Genomic DNA, 15,403 nt, shown 5'->3' on the forward strand with positions numbered 1-15,403 from the left:
GCTCGGGAAAGAGCTGCGTGCGCTCCTGCGTGGTGACCGCGATCGCGCGCATCTTGCCGGCCTTCACCGTGGCGAGCCCCGCGGCGAGGTCGACCACCATCATCGACACCTGTCCGCCGATCAGGTCGGCAATGGCCGGCGGCGTGCTCTTGTAGGGCACATGCAGCATCGGGATGCCGCTCATGCGCGACAAGGTGGCGCCGCACACGATGCCGGTGCTGTTGCCGCTCGCATAGGTCAGCTTGCCGGGATTGGCACGGCCCCAGGCCAGCAGCTCGGCCACGCTCTTCACCGGCAGGTTGTTGTTGACCACCAGCATGAACGGCAGGTTGCCCATGCGGCTCACCGGCGCGAAGTCCTTCACCGGGTCGTAGGGCAGGTGCTTCATCAGGCTCGGGTTGGCCGAGTGCGTGGTGTTGGTGGTCATGAACAGCGTGTAGCCGTCGGGTGCCGCCTTCGCCACCGCCTCCGCGCCGATCACGCCGTTGGCACCCGCCTTGTTGTCGACGATGACCGAGCCCTTGAGCACCTCGCCCAGCATCTGGCCCGTGATGCGCGCCACCGCGTCGGTGCCGCTGCCGGCCGCGAAGGGCACGACCAGCCGGATGGGCTGCTTCGGGTAGCCGCCCTCCTGCGCAAAGGCCCAGGGGGCCGCGCCCGCGAGGCCTGCTGCGGCACCGATGGAAATAAAGCGGCGGCGGCTTGCCACCGCGACTGTTTCTGTCGCGTTCTTCGTCTGCATGCTGTCTTGTCTCCGGGGTTGTTGTCGTTCAGGGCCGGATCACGCGCTCCGGCGATTCCTCGTACGGCGGGCTGTAGATCACCAGCACGCGCACCGGCTCGTCGCTCACCACCGTGAAGGTGTGCATCGCGTCGGCCGGAAAAAAGCAGCTGTCGCCGGGGTGCAGCTCCTGCCGTTGGCCGTCCACCTCGGCGACCGCGCGGCCTTCGAGCATGTAGCAGACCTGTTCGATGCCCGGGTGCGCATGCGGCAGCGCGCCCTTGCCCTTCTGGATGTGGCCGACCAGCACCTCGAGCTGCTTCGCGCCCACGGTCTCGGGGCCGATCAGCCGCTTGTTCAGCGTGCCGGTGTGGTTGGCCGGGTGGTAGCCGGCGATGTCGGCTTCTCGAACGAAGTAGCGGGGCGTGATGGTCATCGGGGGGTCTCGGTCTTGGGTTCGATCGCGAGGCAGGCGGAACGCAGCATCGCGGCAATGTCCTCGATGCGCGCTTCCATGCGGTAGCGCGGTCCGGCGACCGAGATCGCATAGGCCTCGCCGCCGATGCGCAGCGGCCATGCGAGGCCGATCAGATCGGGAATGCTCTCGCCGAGGTTGCCGTACCAGCCCCGCGCCACGGAACGCTGGAGCTCGGCCTCGATGGCGTCGGCGGTGGTGAGCGTGGCGTCGGTCAGCGGCGCCAGCGTCATGCCGTCGAGCAGCTTGCGGCGCGCCTCGGGTGCCAGCGTGGACAGCAGCGCGCGGCCCAGCGAGTTGGCGTAGGCCGGGCGCGTCTCGCCCGACTCGGCCGAATAGCGAATGCTCTGCGGCGCGTTCAGCACCTCGAGGTAGACCACCTGGCCCGCGTCGCGGAACTTGCCGAACACCACGGTTTCGCGCGCGGCGTCGCGAAGTTCTTCCAGCGTGGCTTTCACCCGGTCGAGCACCGGGTCGTGGGCGGCGATCACCTGCGCCATCGCGAGCAGCCGGCCCGTCGGGTAGTAGCCCTGGCGGCGGCCGGTTTCGTACATGTAGCCCTGCTCTTCGAGCGTGCGGATCAGGCCGAGGCAGCTCGATACCGGCATGTCGAGCAGCCGCGCCATCTCGGACAGCGCAAGCGGCTGCTTCTCCCGGGCGAAGAGCTCGACGATCTCGATCACGCGAAACGCTGTTTTCACAACCATGAATTAATTTTCACATTTGTGAAAAACAAAAGCTTCAGGGTTTCCCCTGCCAGCGCCTCATTTCAGTTTTCCACCACGCTGGCGCGAGACCCGCGACGCATGAAACTGGCACGAAGTGTGTGAAGGCCTGGGGGGCGCTTTTTCGGGGTGCGTGCACAGGACACCGGGTGCTCCCCTCCGCGAATGTCCCCCGCTTCGCTCCTCCTTTATTTCGCTGCGGGGAGCACCCGGTGCCCTGCGCACGAGGAACGCAGCGCTTGTGCGAGCCGATCAACCAGTGCTCTGAGCGATCACGCCGATGGTGTGCTCTGCGCAGCGAAATAAAGGAGGAGGCCTGCGGCCTTAGGCCGCGCCGGGGGACATTCGCGGAGCCGCGCACACCGTCGGCGGGATCCCGCCCACAGTGACACGCATTCCCCACCCCCACCCGGCATCGACCAGAAAAGCCCGGTTTCATTTCAGTTTTCCATCACGCATGGGCACATGCCCCATGGACCCATGACGAGTGAAACTGAGCGAGGTACTTTTGTTTGGAGTGCGGCTCCGCCGCCCCCCCGTGATGCATTGCGTCAGTACCCGCGCGTCGGATCGACCACGCCGCTGACCGGCAGGCCCTGCTCCATCGCGCGGATCTTTCCGGCGATCTGGGTGACGGACTCCTCGCGCAGCGTGCGCGCCGAGCCGTGCGGCGTCACGGTGATCCTGGGGTGGCGCCAGAAGGCATGGTCGGCCGGCAGCGGCTCGACCTGGAACACGTCGAGCGTGGCGCCCGCGAGTTCGCCGGCGTCGAGCATCGGGATCAGGTCGTCTTCCACCAGGTGCGCCCCGCGCGCGATGCTGATCAGATAGCCGCCCGGCAGCAGCTTGCCGAGCGTCTTGCGGCTGAGGATGCCGCGCGTGGCCTCGGTCAGCGGCAGCAGGTTCACGAGCACGCGCGTGGACGACAGGAACGCGTCGAACTGCGCCTCGCCGCTGAACACCTTCACGCCATCGACAACCTTCGGCGAGCGGCTCCAGCCCAGCACCGGAAACTCGAACTGTGCAACGGCCTTGGCGACGCGTTCGCCAAGCACGCCCAGCCCCATGATGCCGACCGGAAAATCGCGCCGCAGTTTCGGCTTGCGATAGCTCCAGCGGCCTTCGCGCGCATCGGCCTCGTAGGCGTCGAACTCGCGGAAGTGGCGGATCAGCGTGTGGCACACATACTCGGCCATCTGCACCGACATGCCGGCGTCGTCGAGCCGCACGATGCGCGTGTGCGCCGGCACCTTCAGCTTGAGCAGCGCATCGACGCCCGCGCCGATGTTGAAGAGGCCCCGCAGCTTCGGCTGCTGGTCGAGAAACTCCTGCGGCGGCGCCCAGACGACGGCATGGTCGGCCTGCGGGGCACCGGGCTTCCAGGCTTCGATGACGGCATCGGGGAGTTCGGCCTGCAGGCCTTCGATCCAGGGGTCTGGGCGGTTGTCGGTGAGGTAGACGGTGATTCGCATGGAACGAATCTTAGTGAGGGCGCTAACGCGGCGTGCATGGATGGCTATGCTCGGACGCCAGCGAACCCACCCACCCGAACTCATGAGGAGACCGCCATGATCAAAGTCAGCGTGATGTACCCCTACACGGCAGACGCCCGTTTCGACCACGACTACTACCGCGACAAGCACATGCCGCTGCTGAAGGCGCGCATGGGCGATGCCTGCCTCTCGTACACCATCGACAAGGGCCTGGCCGGCGGCGCGCCGGGCTCGCCGCCCACCTACGTCGGCATGTGCCACGTGTTCTGCGAGTCCGCCGAGGCATTCCAGAAGGCGTTCGGGCCGCATGCGAAGGAGATCCTGGGCGACATCAGAAACTACACCGACATCGCGCCGGTGATGCAGGTCAGCGAAGTGGTGGTGGGCTGAACACCCATCGACCACGTTGCGCTCAGAGCACCGGGCGCGTCTGCTGAACCCAGAGTTGAACTGACGGCCGCTGCCACTGCAGCGCGGCATACGACGCCAGCCGAGCCGGCACCGCGTCGCCGTTGAAGACCAGTCGGTTCAGCATCAGCGCCAGATCGACATCGGCGATGGACCACGCGCCGAACAGGTTCTCCGCGTCGGCAGGAAGCAGCGACTCGGCAACATGGAAGAGCGTTTGCGCGGAGGCGAGCGCAGCCGCGGAGAGCGGCGCACTCGACGGCCCGTAGAACACGACCTCGGTCTGGCGCTCCTGCCGGATCGGCATCAGGTCGCTGCGCAACCAGGCCTGGACCTGGCGCGCCCTCGCCCTGCTGCGGGGCTCCGCCGGATACAGCGCCACGCCCGGAAAGACTTCGTCCACGTACTCGGTGATCGCGGACGACTCCGACAACGTGAAGTCGCCATGCCTCAACGTCGGCACGCGCTGCGTCAGCGACAGGTCCGAAAAGGCGGTCGCCCGGTGCTCGAGCGCCGCGAGGTCGACCGTCGACATCTCGAATGGCAACTTCTTTTCGTGGAGCGCGACGAACACCGACATGGCGTAGGGGCTGGTGAACTGGGCGTCCACATAGAGACGAAGTGGGTCCTGCATCAGGAAGGGCTCCTCGGAAGTCAAACGGCAATACGAGGAGCCCAGTTTCTCACGCCGCCCTGGCGCGCCGGCGACGCCACAGCACCCGCACCAGCCACGCCAACGGCAGGCCCACCAGCAACAGCCACGGCAACACCGCCGCCAGGAAGGTGATGAGCACGCCCACGCTTTCCGCCAGCACGGAGCCGGCTTCCCGCAGCGCACGCATCATCGGGTTGTAGCTGCGGCCACTTTGCACCAGCGTGCGGCTCGGCGTGAACTGGATCTGGATGTGCTGCTTGCTCGTCTGCTGCGCCAGCACCTTGCGCTGCGTGGCGATGGCGTCGAGCTCGGCCTGCGTGTCGGACAGCGTGCGCTGGATCGCCAGCAGATCGGCCATGGTGCGCTTGGTGACGGTGTCGCGCAGCATCAGCCGCAGGCTGTCGCGGAACTCGACGCGGTTCTTGATGCGCGCCTCGACGTCGATCACCTCGGCGGTCTTGTCTTCGCTCGTGGTGTTCTGCGACACCACCTTGGCCACGCCGGCCAGACCGCTGAGCAGCTTGTCGACGTCGGCCGGCGCCACGCGCATTTCCAGCATGGCGTTGCCGGGCTGCTGCGGCGTCTCGCGCAGCAGCGAAGACGACAACAGCTCGCATTGCAGCGTGCCGCAGAGGTCGCGCACCTTGCCCCAGGCGTCGGCCAGTTGCTCGGGCGGCACTTCGACGTTCAGGTCCTGCCGCACTGCGAGATAGCGCTGCAGCGGCGCCTCCTGGGCCTGGCCAGCGCTGGCGGCAGCTTCTTCGGCTTGCGGTGCGGAGCGGGCCCGGTCCTTCGTCGCCATGCCGCCGGCATAGCCTGCGGCTGCGGGCATGGAGGCTGGCGGCGGGGCCGCGTCAAGCGAAGCGAACTCGCTCCTCTGGCCGCAACCGGCCAGCGAGAGCGCAGCCGCCAGGGCCAGCGTGGCGATGCCCGTGCGGCGACGGGCGAGGCGAGGCGAAACGAAGAGCTTGCGATACGTCATGAAAGTCCCTTGAAGCAATGACTACCGCAGCTGATACGGGCGAGACCCCGCAACGGGGTTAAGCCGTTGCCGTGGCCATTCGCAACAATTCGTCGCCTTCGGCCACCTGCTCGCCGGGCGTGAACATCAGTTCTTCCACGGTGCCATCGGCAGGCGCCGCGATGGTGTGCTCCATTTTCATGGCCTCCATCACCGCCAGCGGCTGGCCGCGGCTGACCTTGTCGCCCGCCTTGACGGCGAAGGACACGACCTTGCCCGGCATCGGCGCGGTGAGCCGGCCGCCCTCGGCGTGGGTGTCGCCCGCGTGGGCGAGGCGGTCGATGGCGGTGATCTTCGTGGCGCCCTTCGAGGCGAACACATGGGCCGTCACATCGTCGAGGTGCACGTCGAGCGTCTGGCGCGAACCCGCGAACTCGACCTCGAACTCGCCCGACGGGAACTGGCCCACGGTCAGCGGTCCCTCGACGCCGCCGACTTCCAGCCACAGGCCGCCATTGCGCCTGTAGGTCAGCAAGGCCGTCTGCTCGGCACCGCGGAACTCGAAGTCGAAGTGGCGCCGGTATTCGCCATGGGAGCGCCAGCCGTCGCGCCGCTCGAACGGGTCGGGCACGCCGGTCGGCCGCTCGGTGATCAGCGTGCGCGTGATGGCGGCGGYGGCGGCCAGCGGCAGGCCCAGTGCCTCGCGGTCGAACAGCACGGTGCGCTCACGCTCGATCAGCGCGGTATCGAGATTGGCTTTCGAAAACGATTCGGTCGCCAGGATGCCGCGCAGGAACTGCACGTTGGTCGCTACGCCCACGATCTGCACCTGCGCCAGCGCGGCGTCGAGCCGGGCCAGCGCCTCGGCGCGCGTGCTGCCGTGCACGATCAGCTTGGCGATCATCGAGTCGTAGAAGGGCGAGATCTCGCCACCCTCGCGCACGCCGTCGTCGATGCGCACGCGGCTGCGCTGGAAGGCCGTGGCAGCAGGCTTGCGGTACACGCGCAGCGTGCCGGTGGCCGGCAGGAAGTTGTTGTCTGGGTTCTCGGCACAGATGCGCGCCTCGATGGCGTGGCCGTGGATCTGCAGGTCCGCCTGCTTCGCGGGCAGCGTCTCGCCCGAGGCCACGCGCAATTGCCATTCGACGAGATCGAGGCCGGTGATGGCTTCGGTCACCGGGTGCTCCACCTGCAGGCGGGTGTTCATCTCCATGAAGAAGAAGTTCATCTCGCCGCCTTCGCGCTGCTCGACGATGAACTCCACCGTGCCTGCGCCCACGTAGTGCACGGCACGCGCCGCAGCCACGGCGGCCTCGCCCATCTGCTTGCGCATCGCCTCGGTCATGCCGGGTGCGGGCGCTTCCTCGAGCACCTTCTGGTGCCGGCGCTGCACCGAGCAGTCGCGCTCGAACAGGTACACGTAGTTGCCGCGCGTGTCGCCGAACACCTGGATCTCGATGTGGCGCGGGCGCTGCACGTACTTCTCGATCAGCACTGCGTCGTCGCCGAAGCTGTTGATGGCCTCGCGCTGGCACGACGCCAGCGCCGCGGCAAAATCTTCCGCCTTGTCGACCGCGCGCATGCCCTTGCCGCCGCCGCCCGCGCTGGCCTTGATGAGCACCGGATAGCCGATGCGGTCGGCCTCGCGCTGCAGCAGCGCCGGGTTCTGGTCATGGCCGTGGTAGCCGGGCACCAGCGGCACGCCGGCCTTTTCCATCAGCTGCTTCGACTCGGCCTTCAGGCCCATGGCCTTGATCGCCGAAGGCGGCGGGCCGATGAAGACCAGCCCCGCGTCGGCGCAGGCCTGCGCGAACTCTTCGTTCTCGCTCAGGAAGCCATAGCCCGGGTGCACGGCCTCGGCGCCCGTGGCCTTGGCCGCTTCGAGGATCTTTTCCCAGCGCAGGTAGCTGTCCTTGGGCGCGCTGCCGCCGAGGTACACCGACTCGTCGCAGGCGCGCACATGGTTGGCATGCGCGTCGGCATCGGAGTACACGGCCACGGTGCGGATCGCCATGCGGCGGGCGGTTGCGGCAACGCGGCAAGCGATTTCACCGCGATTGGCGATAAGGATCTTCTTAAACATGGTGGACTTTCGCGGTGAAATCGCTTGAGCACGCTGCGCGTGCCATGCGATTTGGCTTCGCCGCTGCGCCGCTTTGCGGCTGGTCGCCACGGTTGGCGATCAGGATCTTCTTAAACATTCGGAGTGTCTCCCGGAGGATTCTTTTTCAGTTGAAACGCAGGCACGACGCCCGGATCGGGCCGGCCGCTGAAGATACGGGCCACGCGGCCGAACAGCGCCTTCAGAAAACGCCAGCTCTTGCGGATGAGCCACACGCTGAGCACCAGCACGAAGACGAACAACACCAGGAAGACCAGCGGATGCGCCACCGCAAGCCACAGCCCCGCGGGCACCATGGTGTCCTCGACCAGCGAGGCGCCCACATTGGAGAACGGTTCGGGCGAGGTGTTGATGGCCGCGCGCGTCGTGGCCTTGGCCGCATGCGCCGTGGCCGCAAAGCTGCCGCCGAGCAGCGCGGCGACGATGGCCATCGCGCCATGGTCGGCGCCGAACACGCTGGCCGCGAGCGCTGCGCCGGCGGGAATGCGGATGGCGGTGTGCACCACATCCCACAGCGAATCGAGGCCCGGAATCTTGTCGGCGAAGAATTCGACGAACACCATGAACCCGCTGGCCGCGATGACCACCGGGTGCGCCAGCAACTGCAGCCCGCTCGGCAGCGGCACCCAGCCGAAGTAGCCGACCAGGCCGGTCAGCAGCACGACGAGGTAGAGGCGCACGCCGCTGGCCCAGCCGATGGCCGCGGCCAGCGCGAGCAGTTGGGGCATGTCGAGCGCGTTCATGGTGGTGCTTCCTTTTCAGCCTGCGAGCCAGCCTGGCTTGCGCTTCTGCAGGAACGCCTGGACGCCTTCGCGGCCTTCCTCGCTGGCTCGAATATCCGCGATGCCTTCGACCGTCTTCGCGATCAACGCATCGTCGATTTCACGGCCGTCCACGTCGGCGATCAACTGCTTGCAGGCKCGGACCGCGGCAGGGCTGGCACCGGTGAGCGCCTTCACGAGTTCGTCGACCTTGGCATCGAGCGCATCCGCAGCCACCACCTCATGCACGAAGCCGATGCGATGCGCCTCGGAGGCGGCGAAACGCTCGGCCGTGAGGAAGTAGCGCTGCGAGGCCCGCGTGCCCATCGCACGCAGCACATACGGGCTGATGGTGGCCGGCACGAGGCCGATCTTGACCTCGCTCAGGCAGTACCAGGCGGTGTCCACGCTCACCGCCATGTCGCAGGCCGCGACCAGCCCCATGCCGCCCGCATACACATCGCCCTGCACCCGCGCGATGGTGGGCTTGGGGCATTCGGCGATGGTGCGCAGCATGTCGGCCAGCTTGCCCGCGTCGGCGATGTTCTCGTCGCGCGTGTAGTCGGCCATGCGGCGCATCCAGTTGAGGTTCGCGCCGGCGCAGAAGGCCGGGCCGTTCGCGCCGAGCACGATGGCTTTCACCTGCGGCGCGGCGCCGGCTTCGGTGAAGGCCTGCGTCAGCTCGGCGATCACGATGTCGTCGAAGGCGTTGCGCGCGTCGGGCTGGTCGAGCCAGATGCGTGCGACAGCGCCGTCGATCGCGAGGTTCAGCTTGGTGAAAGTGCTCATGCCTCGCCCCTCGTCACATGCGGAAGATGCCGAACTTCGGCTCGGGAATCGGTGCATTGCGCGCAGCCGCCAACCCCAGCGCCAGCACCCGCCGCGTGTCGGCCGGATCGATGATTCCGTCGTCCCACAGCCGCGCGGTGGCGTAGTAGGGGTGGCCCTGGTCTTCGTACTGCTGCCGGATCGGTGCCTTGAAGGCCTCTTCCTCGTCCTTGCTCCAGTTGCCGCCCTTGAGCTCGATGCCGTCGCGCTTCACCGTGGCCAGCACGCTCGCGGCCTGCTCGCCGCCCATCACGCTGATGCGCGCGTTGGGCCACATCCAGAGAAAGCGCGGGCTGTAGGCGCGTCCGCACATGCCGTAGTTGCCGGCGCCGAAGCTGCCGCCGATGATGATCGTGAACTTGGGCACGTTGGCGGTGGCCACGGCCGTGACCATCTTCGCGCCGTGGCGCGCGATGCCTTCGTTCTCGTACTTGCGGCCGACCATGAAGCCGGTGATGTTCTGCAGGAAAACCAGCGGAATCTTGCGATGGCAGCACAACTCGATGAAATGCGCGCCCTTCTGCGCCGACTCGCTGAACAGGATGCCGTTGTTGGCGATGATGCCGACGGGCATGCCTTCGATCTCGGCGAAGCCGCAGACCAGCGTGGCACCGAAGCGGGCCTTGAACTCGTGGAACTCGCTGCCGTCGACGATGCGCGCAATGATCTCGCGCACATCGAAGGGCTTGCGCGTGTCGGTGGGGATCACACCGTAGAGCTCTTCGCGCGGGAACTCGGGCGGACGTCCTGCAGCCCCCCCGGCCGCCGGCTGCCCCGCGGCCTTCGCGTTGAGGTTGGCCACCGCCGAACGCGCGAGCGCCAGTGCATGCAGGTCGTTCTGCGCCAGATGGTCCACCACGCCCGACAGGCGCGTGTGCACATCGCCGCCGCCCAGGTCTTCGGCCGTGACGATCTCGCCGGTGGCCGCTTTCACGAGCGGCGGGCCGCCCAGGAAGATGGTGCCCTGGTTCTTCACGATGATCGATTCGTCGCTCATCGCCGGCACATACGCGCCGCCCGCCGTGCACGAGCCCATGACCACCGCGATCTGCGGAATGCCCTGGGCGCTCATGTTGGCCTGGTTGTAGAAGATGCGGCCGAAGTGGTCGCGGTCGGGGAACACCTCGTCCTGGTTCGGCAGGTTGGCGCCGCCCGAGTCGACGAGGTAGATGCAGGGCAGGCGGTTCTGCTCGGCGATCTCCTGCGCGCGCAGGTGCTTCTTCACCGTCATCGGGTAGTAGGTGCCGCCCTTCACGGTCGCGTCGTTGCAGACGATCATGCAGTCGACACCGTTCACGCGGCCGATGCCCGCGATGATGCCGGCGCCGGGCGCGGACTCTGCCCCCTTGGCATCGAGGTACATCGCATGCGCGGCCAGCGGCGCGATCTCGAGGAAGGGCGTGCCCGGGTCCAGCAGCTCGGCCACCCGGTCGCGCGGCAGCAGCTTGCCCCGCGCCGTGTGCTTGGCGCGCGCGGCCTCGCCGCCGCCCTGCTCCACTTTCGCGAACTGCGCGTGCAGGTCATCGACCAATGCGCGCATCGCGGCTGCGTTGGCCTGAAAGTCGGCCGAACGGGCGTTGAGTTTGGTTTCGAGTTTGCTCATGCTGTCTTTTCTTGCGTGAGGCCGAGTTGTTCGGTCATGGCGTCGCGGATCTTGAATTTCTGGATCTTGCCGGTCACCGTCATCGGGAACTCGGTGACGAACTGGATGTACTTCGGCACCTTGTAGTGCGCGATCTGGCCCTTGCAGAAATCGCGGATCTCGGTGTCGGTCGCGGTCTGGCCGGGCTTGACGATGATCCAGGCGCAGAGCTCCTCGCCGTATTTCTTGTCGGGCAGGCCGACCACCTGCACGTCCTGCACCTTCGGGTGGCGGTACAGGAATTCCTCGATCTCGCGCGGGTAGATGTTCTCGCCGCCGCGGATCACCAGGTCCTTGATGCGGCCGACGATGTTGACGTAGCCCTCGGCGTCCATGGTGGCGAGGTCGCCGGTGTGCATCCAGTGCTCGGCGTCGATGGCCTCGCGTGTCCTGGGCTCGTCTTCCCAGTAGCCATGCATGACCGAGTAGCCGCGCGTGCAGAGCTCGCCCGACTGGCCGGGCGGCATGACCGCGCCGGTCTCGGGGTCGATGATCTTCACTTCGATGTGCGGCTGCACGGTGCCCACTGTCGACACGCGCTTGTCGAGCGGCGTGTCGGTGCTGCTCTGGCAGCTCACCGGGCTGGTCTCGGTCATGCCGTAGGCGATGGTGATCTCGCCCAGGTGCATCTGGTCGACCACGCGCTTCATCACCTCGATGGGGCACGGCGAGCCGGCCATGATGCCGGTGCGCAGCGTGGAGAGGTCGAACTCCTTGAAGCGCGGATGGTCGAGCTCGGCAATGAACATCGTGGGCACGCCATGCAGGCCGGTGCATTTCTCGGCCTGCACGGTCTCCAGCACGGTGAGCGGGTCGAAACCGTCGTTCGGGTACACGATGGCCGAGCCGTGCGTGAGGCAGGCCAGGTTGCCGAGCACCATGCCGAAGCAGTGGTAGAGCGGGACCGGGATGCACAGCTTGTCGGACGGCGACAGCTTCATGCATTCGCCGATGAAGAAGCCGTTGTTGAGGATGTTGCGGTGCGTGAGCGTCGCGCCCTTGGGAAAGCCCGTGGTGCCGCTGGTGAACTGGATGTTGATCGGGTCGGTGGCCTTCAGCGTCTTCTGGACCTGCGCCACGCGCGGGTCGGCCGCATCGCCGCTCGCGAGCAGCTGGCTGAAGCGCCGCATGCCCGGCTCTTCCACGTCCGCAGCGGCCTTGCCGTCGATCCAGAAGGTGTGCTGCAGCTGCGGCAGGCGTTTCGGGCCCAGCTCGCGCAGCATGCCGAGGTAGTCGCTGGTCTTGAACTGCGCCATCGTCACCAGCACCTTGCAGCCGACCTTGTTGAGCGCGTACTCGAGCTCGGAAGTGCGGTAGGCCGGGTTGATGTTGACGAGGATCAGGCCGGCCTTGGCGGTCGCGATCTGCATCAGCACCCAGGGAGCGTTGTTGTGCGACCAGATGCCGACGCGGTCGCCGGGCACGAGGCCCAGGTTCAGCAATGCGCTCGCGAGGCGGTTCGATTCGGCCTGCAGCTCGCGGTACGTGAAGCGCTTGCCCTCGTGGCGGCTGATGAGGGCTTCACGGTCGGGCTGCTTCGCGACCATGTCGTCGAAGAAGTCGCCGATCGTCTGCTCGATCAGCGGGACGTCGGTGGCGCCTTGGGCCATGCTCTGCGTCAGTGGCATCGTCTTGTCTCCTGGTCTTGCCCCCTCTCCCTGTGGGAGAGGGTTGGGGTGAGGGCGCTCGGCCTGGAATACGGGGCAGCGCTCGACTCGATCGCTGCTGCCCTCACCCCAGCCCTCTCCCAGAGGGAGAGGGAGGAAGAAGGGGCAGCACGCTTCATCCTATGCAGTTTCCGAGAACAGCTCGCGGCCGATCAGCATGCGGCGGATCTCGCTCGTGCCCGCGCCGATCTCGTACAGCTTGGCATCGCGCCACAGCCGCTCGACCGGAAAGTCCTTGGTGTAGCCCACGCCGCCCAGCGCCTGGATCGCCTCGCCGGCCATCCATGTCGCCTTCTCGGCCGAGTAGAGAATCGCGCCGGCGGCATCCTTGCGGAAGGTGCGCGCATGGTCGTTGCGGTCGCAGGCCTTGCCCACGGCGTACACGTAGGCACGCGTGGCCTGCCACGTCGAGTACATGTCCGCCAGCTTGCCCTGCATCAGCTGGAACTCGCCGATGCTCTGGCCGAACTGCTTGCGCTCGTGGATGAAGGGCAGCACGGAATCCATGCACGCCGCCATGATGCCCAGCGGGCCACCTGACAGCACCGCGCGTTCGTAGTCGAGGCCGCTCATCAGCACCTTGGCGCCCATGCCTTCGCCGCCGAGCACGTTCTCTTCCGGCACTTCGCAGTTGTCGAAGAACAGCGGGTAGGTGTTGGAGCCGCGCATGCCGAGCTTGTCGAGCTTGGTGCCGGCCGAGAAGCCCTTGAAGTTCTTCTCGACGATGAAAGCGGTCATGCCGCGCGCGCCCATCTCGGGCTCGGTCTTGGCGTAGATCACCAGCGTGTCGGCGTCGCCGCCATTGGTGATCCACATCTTGCCGCCGTTGAGCACGTAATAGCCGCTCTTCTTCTCGGCCTTGAGCTTCATGCTCACCACGTCGGAGCCGGCGTTGGGCTCGCTCATGGCCAGCGCACCGACGTGCTCGCCGCTCACCAGCTTGGGCAGGTATTTCTTCTTCTGCGCGTCGCTGYCGTTGCGGTGGATCTGGTTCACGCACAGGTTGGAGTGCGCGCCGTACGAGAGGCCCACCGAGGCCGAGGCGCGCGAGACTTCCTCCATGGCCACGATGTGGGCCAGGTAGCCGAGCTCGGTGCCGCCGAACTCTTCCTTCACCGTCATGCCGTGCAGGCCAAGCTCGCCGAGCTTCTGCCACAGGTCGTGCGGGAACAGGTTGTCGCGGTCGATGTCCGCGGCGCGGGGGGCGATTTCGTTGGCGGCGAAGTCCTGGATGGCGCTGCGCAGCGAGTCGATGGTGTCGCCCAGGTCGAAGTTCAGGCCGGGATCGTGCATGTGTCTTGTCTCCTCTGAGGGGTCGGCGTGCAGGGCTGCCCACGCGGAATGGCGCTTGGAAGAAACGCAGCTTACGCCTCGCCGCGCCGCAATTGGCGCCACAATGGTTGCAAATTGCGCCACACCAGACCCGCCAATCCATGTCGTCCCCCGCCTTCCTGAGACCCGCCCGCGCCGCCACGCCGATGGCTTTCGTGAGAGCCATCGTGCAGGGCTACGAGCGCTATGGCGTCGATCCGTCGGGGGCCCTGCAGGCGGCACAGATCACGCCGCGCGAACTGGCCCGACCGGGTGCACGGGTGACGGCTGCGCAGTTCGAGGCGCTGTCGGGCCATGCGATGCAGGAACTGGACGACGAGGCCCTTGGCTGGTTCTCGCGGCGGCTGCCTTGGGGCAGCTACGGCATGCTGTGCCGCGCCTCGCTGACCTCGCCCGACCTGGGCGTGGCCATCAAGCGCTGGTGCCGCCACCACCGCCTGCTGACCGAGGACATCGCGCTGGCGCTGGAGGTGTCGGGCGGCGTGGCCACGCTGCGCATCACCGAGAACCATCCGCTCGACAACGCCTTCCGCGAGTTCTGCCTGGTGACCAGCCTGCGCTTTCTGCACGGGTATGTCTGCTGGGCGATCGACTCGCGCATTTCGCTGCGCGATGCGACCTTTCCGTTTGCAGCGCCGCCACATCGCGACGCCTACCCGCTGATGTTCACGGCCGACGTGCGCTTCGATGCGCCGCAGGCCAGCTTCAGCTTCGACGAACGCTACCTCGCCCTGCCGCTGCAGCGCGACGAGCGCGCACTGCGCACCATGCTCAAGCGCGCGCTGCCGCTCACCGTGCTGCAGTACCGGCGCGACCGCCTGCTGGGCCAGCGCGTGCGCGAGCTGCTGCGCTCACGCGCCAGCGAGGCCACCACCGCGGAAGCGCTGGCCACGCTGCTCAACGTGTCGAGCCGCACGCTGCATCGGCAGTTGCACGAGGAAAGCACCTCGCTGCAGACGCTGAAGAACGAGGTTCGCCATGAGTTGGCGGTGGAGCAGCTGCGCCGCACCAACCGGCCGATCAAGCAGGTGGCGCTGGCGGTGGGTTTTCGCAACGAGAAGAGCTTTTCGCGCGCGTTCCTGCAATGGACGGGGCACGCGCCGCGGGACTTCCGGCAGCAGGGGTTGTAGCGGAATTCGGCTTTTCATCACACCGGCGCGTGCGTTCAGGGCGCGTGCACAGGACACCGGGTACTCCCCTCCGCGAATGTCCCCCGCTTCGCTCCTCCTTTATTTCGCTGCGGGGAGCACCCGGTGCCCTGTGCACGAGGGCACGCTGCTGGTTCGCCGCCGATCAACCAGTGCTCTGAGCGATCACGCCGATGGKGTGCYYTGCGCAGCGAAATAAAGGAGGAGGCMTGCGGCCCTAGGTGTGATGCTTCAATAGGTTGTTGCGGGTGTTCACCCGGAGTGGTTTTGAGAGACTGGGAATCGCCAAACCCCCAACTCACTCAGAGCCCAAATCCGGATGAACACCCATAAGAATGCCCGATTGACGTACGTACGGCGACTGGAGATGGTTCAAGCCATCACTCAACGTGGCGTATCCGCCGCAGAAGCAGCGGCCATGCAGGGGGTCAGCGCAGTCACGGCCAGGAAGTGGCTGGGCCGTTA

The 15,403-nt window shown here is 67.0% G+C and carries 15 protein-coding genes; 3 read left to right on the forward strand and 12 right to left on the reverse strand.

Features of this window, described 5'->3' with window-relative positions:
• The 4 genes from AC1DXX_RS30935 to AC1DXX_RS30950 all read right to left on the reverse strand — a co-directional run.
• A partial coding sequence (locus tag AC1DXX_RS30935; RefSeq protein WP_478138026.1) for a Bug family tripartite tricarboxylate transporter substrate binding protein occupies positions 1-742 on the reverse strand: 742 nt, incomplete at its 3' end.
• A gap of 28 nt (positions 743-770) precedes the next feature.
• On the reverse strand, positions 771-1,157 hold the full coding sequence (locus AC1DXX_RS30940) for a cupin domain-containing protein (RefSeq protein ID WP_478138027.1): 387 nt from the start codon (positions 1,155-1,157) through the stop codon (positions 771-773).
• The gene (locus AC1DXX_RS30945; protein ID WP_478138028.1) at positions 1,154-1,903 is read right to left on the reverse strand and encodes an IclR family transcriptional regulator; all 750 of its coding nucleotides are present in this window, start codon (positions 1,901-1,903) and stop codon (positions 1,154-1,156) included. The genes AC1DXX_RS30940 and AC1DXX_RS30945 overlap by 4 nt, the downstream gene beginning before the upstream one ends.
• A gap of 569 nt (positions 1,904-2,472) precedes the next feature.
• The gene (locus tag AC1DXX_RS30950; protein WP_478138029.1) at positions 2,473-3,393 is read right to left on the reverse strand and encodes a 2-hydroxyacid dehydrogenase; all 921 of its coding nucleotides are present in this window, start codon (positions 3,391-3,393) and stop codon (positions 2,473-2,475) included.
• 96 nt (positions 3,394-3,489) lie between these two features.
• On the opposite strand from AC1DXX_RS30950, the gene AC1DXX_RS30955 reads away from it, so the two are divergent.
• Entirely contained in the window at positions 3,490-3,804 is a 315-nt protein-coding gene (locus AC1DXX_RS30955) for an EthD family reductase (protein WP_478138030.1), read from the forward strand.
• A gap of 22 nt (positions 3,805-3,826) precedes the next feature.
• Here the strand turns inward: AC1DXX_RS30955 and yfcF are convergent, their stop codons facing one another.
• From yfcF to AC1DXX_RS30995, 8 genes are all read right to left on the reverse strand, one after another.
• Positions 3,827-4,456, reverse strand: a complete 630-nt coding sequence (gene yfcF, locus AC1DXX_RS30960; RefSeq protein ID WP_478138031.1) for a glutathione transferase — start codon at positions 4,454-4,456, stop codon at positions 3,827-3,829.
• Positions 4,457-4,505: 49 nt separating this feature from the next.
• Positions 4,506-5,459, reverse strand: a complete 954-nt coding sequence (locus AC1DXX_RS30965; protein WP_478138032.1) for a DUF4349 domain-containing protein — start codon at positions 5,457-5,459, stop codon at positions 4,506-4,508.
• A 58-nt stretch (positions 5,460-5,517) separates the two neighbouring features.
• The gene (locus AC1DXX_RS30970; RefSeq protein WP_478138033.1) at positions 5,518-7,521 is read right to left on the reverse strand and encodes an acetyl/propionyl/methylcrotonyl-CoA carboxylase subunit alpha; all 2,004 of its coding nucleotides are present in this window, start codon (positions 7,519-7,521) and stop codon (positions 5,518-5,520) included.
• A gap of 110 nt (positions 7,522-7,631) precedes the next feature.
• Positions 7,632-8,303 carry a DUF4126 domain-containing protein gene (locus tag AC1DXX_RS30975; RefSeq protein WP_478138034.1) on the reverse strand — a complete coding sequence of 224 codons (672 nt, stop codon included), beginning with the start codon at positions 8,301-8,303 and terminating at the stop codon, positions 7,632-7,634.
• A gap of 15 nt (positions 8,304-8,318) precedes the next feature.
• The gene (locus tag AC1DXX_RS30980; protein WP_478138035.1) at positions 8,319-9,110 is read right to left on the reverse strand and encodes an enoyl-CoA hydratase/isomerase family protein; all 792 of its coding nucleotides are present in this window, start codon (positions 9,108-9,110) and stop codon (positions 8,319-8,321) included.
• 13 nt (positions 9,111-9,123) lie between these two features.
• Positions 9,124-10,752 carry a carboxyl transferase domain-containing protein gene (locus AC1DXX_RS30985; RefSeq protein ID WP_478138036.1) on the reverse strand — a complete coding sequence of 543 codons (1,629 nt, stop codon included), beginning with the start codon at positions 10,750-10,752 and terminating at the stop codon, positions 9,124-9,126.
• On the reverse strand, positions 10,749-12,419 hold the full coding sequence (locus tag AC1DXX_RS30990) for an AMP-binding protein (protein ID WP_478138037.1): 1,671 nt from the start codon (positions 12,417-12,419) through the stop codon (positions 10,749-10,751). The genes AC1DXX_RS30985 and AC1DXX_RS30990 overlap by 4 nt, the downstream gene beginning before the upstream one ends.
• A 159-nt stretch (positions 12,420-12,578) precedes the next feature.
• Positions 12,579-13,751 carry an isovaleryl-CoA dehydrogenase gene (locus AC1DXX_RS30995; protein ID WP_478138038.1) on the reverse strand — a complete coding sequence of 391 codons (1,173 nt, stop codon included), beginning with the start codon at positions 13,749-13,751 and terminating at the stop codon, positions 12,579-12,581.
• Between the two features lie 140 nt (positions 13,752-13,891).
• Between AC1DXX_RS30995 and AC1DXX_RS31000 the strand changes: the two genes are divergently transcribed.
• Together AC1DXX_RS31000 and AC1DXX_RS31005 are read left to right on the forward strand one after the other, a co-directional pair.
• Entirely contained in the window at positions 13,892-14,920 is a 1,029-nt protein-coding gene (locus AC1DXX_RS31000) for an AraC family transcriptional regulator (RefSeq protein ID WP_478138039.1), read from the forward strand.
• A 337-nt stretch (positions 14,921-15,257) separates the two neighbouring features.
• Positions 15,258-15,403 (forward strand): leucine zipper domain-containing protein (locus AC1DXX_RS31005; RefSeq protein ID WP_478134538.1); only part of this gene is annotated, 146 nt, incomplete at its 3' end.

It is taken from the genome of Variovorax sp. P4_B10 (assembly GCF_056402375.1).

What these genes read in the sequence shown, in the direction of transcription:
- AC1DXX_RS30955 (WP_478138030.1), top strand. Translation starts at nt 3,490, where the DNA reads ATGATCAAAGTCAGCGTGATGTACCCCTACACGGCAGACGCCCGTTTC.
- AC1DXX_RS30990 (WP_478138037.1), bottom strand. Translation starts at nt 12,419, where the DNA reads ATGCCACTGACGCAGAGCATGGCCCAAGGCGCCACCGACGTCCCGCTG.
- AC1DXX_RS30985 (WP_478138036.1), bottom strand. Translation starts at nt 10,752, where the DNA reads ATGAGCAAACTCGAAACCAAACTCAACGCCCGTTCGGCCGACTTTCAG.
- yfcF (WP_478138031.1), bottom strand. Translation starts at nt 4,456, where the DNA reads ATGCAGGACCCACTTCGTCTCTATGTGGACGCCCAGTTCACCAGCCCC.
- AC1DXX_RS30975 (WP_478138034.1), bottom strand. Translation starts at nt 8,303, where the DNA reads ATGAACGCGCTCGACATGCCCCAACTGCTCGCGCTGGCCGCGGCCATC.
- AC1DXX_RS30965 (WP_478138032.1), bottom strand. Translation starts at nt 5,459, where the DNA reads ATGACGTATCGCAAGCTCTTCGTTTCGCCTCGCCTCGCCCGTCGCCGC.
- AC1DXX_RS30950 (WP_478138029.1), bottom strand. Translation starts at nt 3,393, where the DNA reads ATGCGAATCACCGTCTACCTCACCGACAACCGCCCAGACCCCTGGATC.
- AC1DXX_RS30940 (WP_478138027.1), bottom strand. Translation starts at nt 1,157, where the DNA reads ATGACCATCACGCCCCGCTACTTCGTTCGAGAAGCCGACATCGCCGGC.
- AC1DXX_RS31000 (WP_478138039.1), top strand. Translation starts at nt 13,892, where the DNA reads ATGTCGTCCCCCGCCTTCCTGAGACCCGCCCGCGCCGCCACGCCGATG.
- AC1DXX_RS30945 (WP_478138028.1), bottom strand. Translation starts at nt 1,903, where the DNA reads ATGGTTGTGAAAACAGCGTTTCGCGTGATCGAGATCGTCGAGCTCTTC.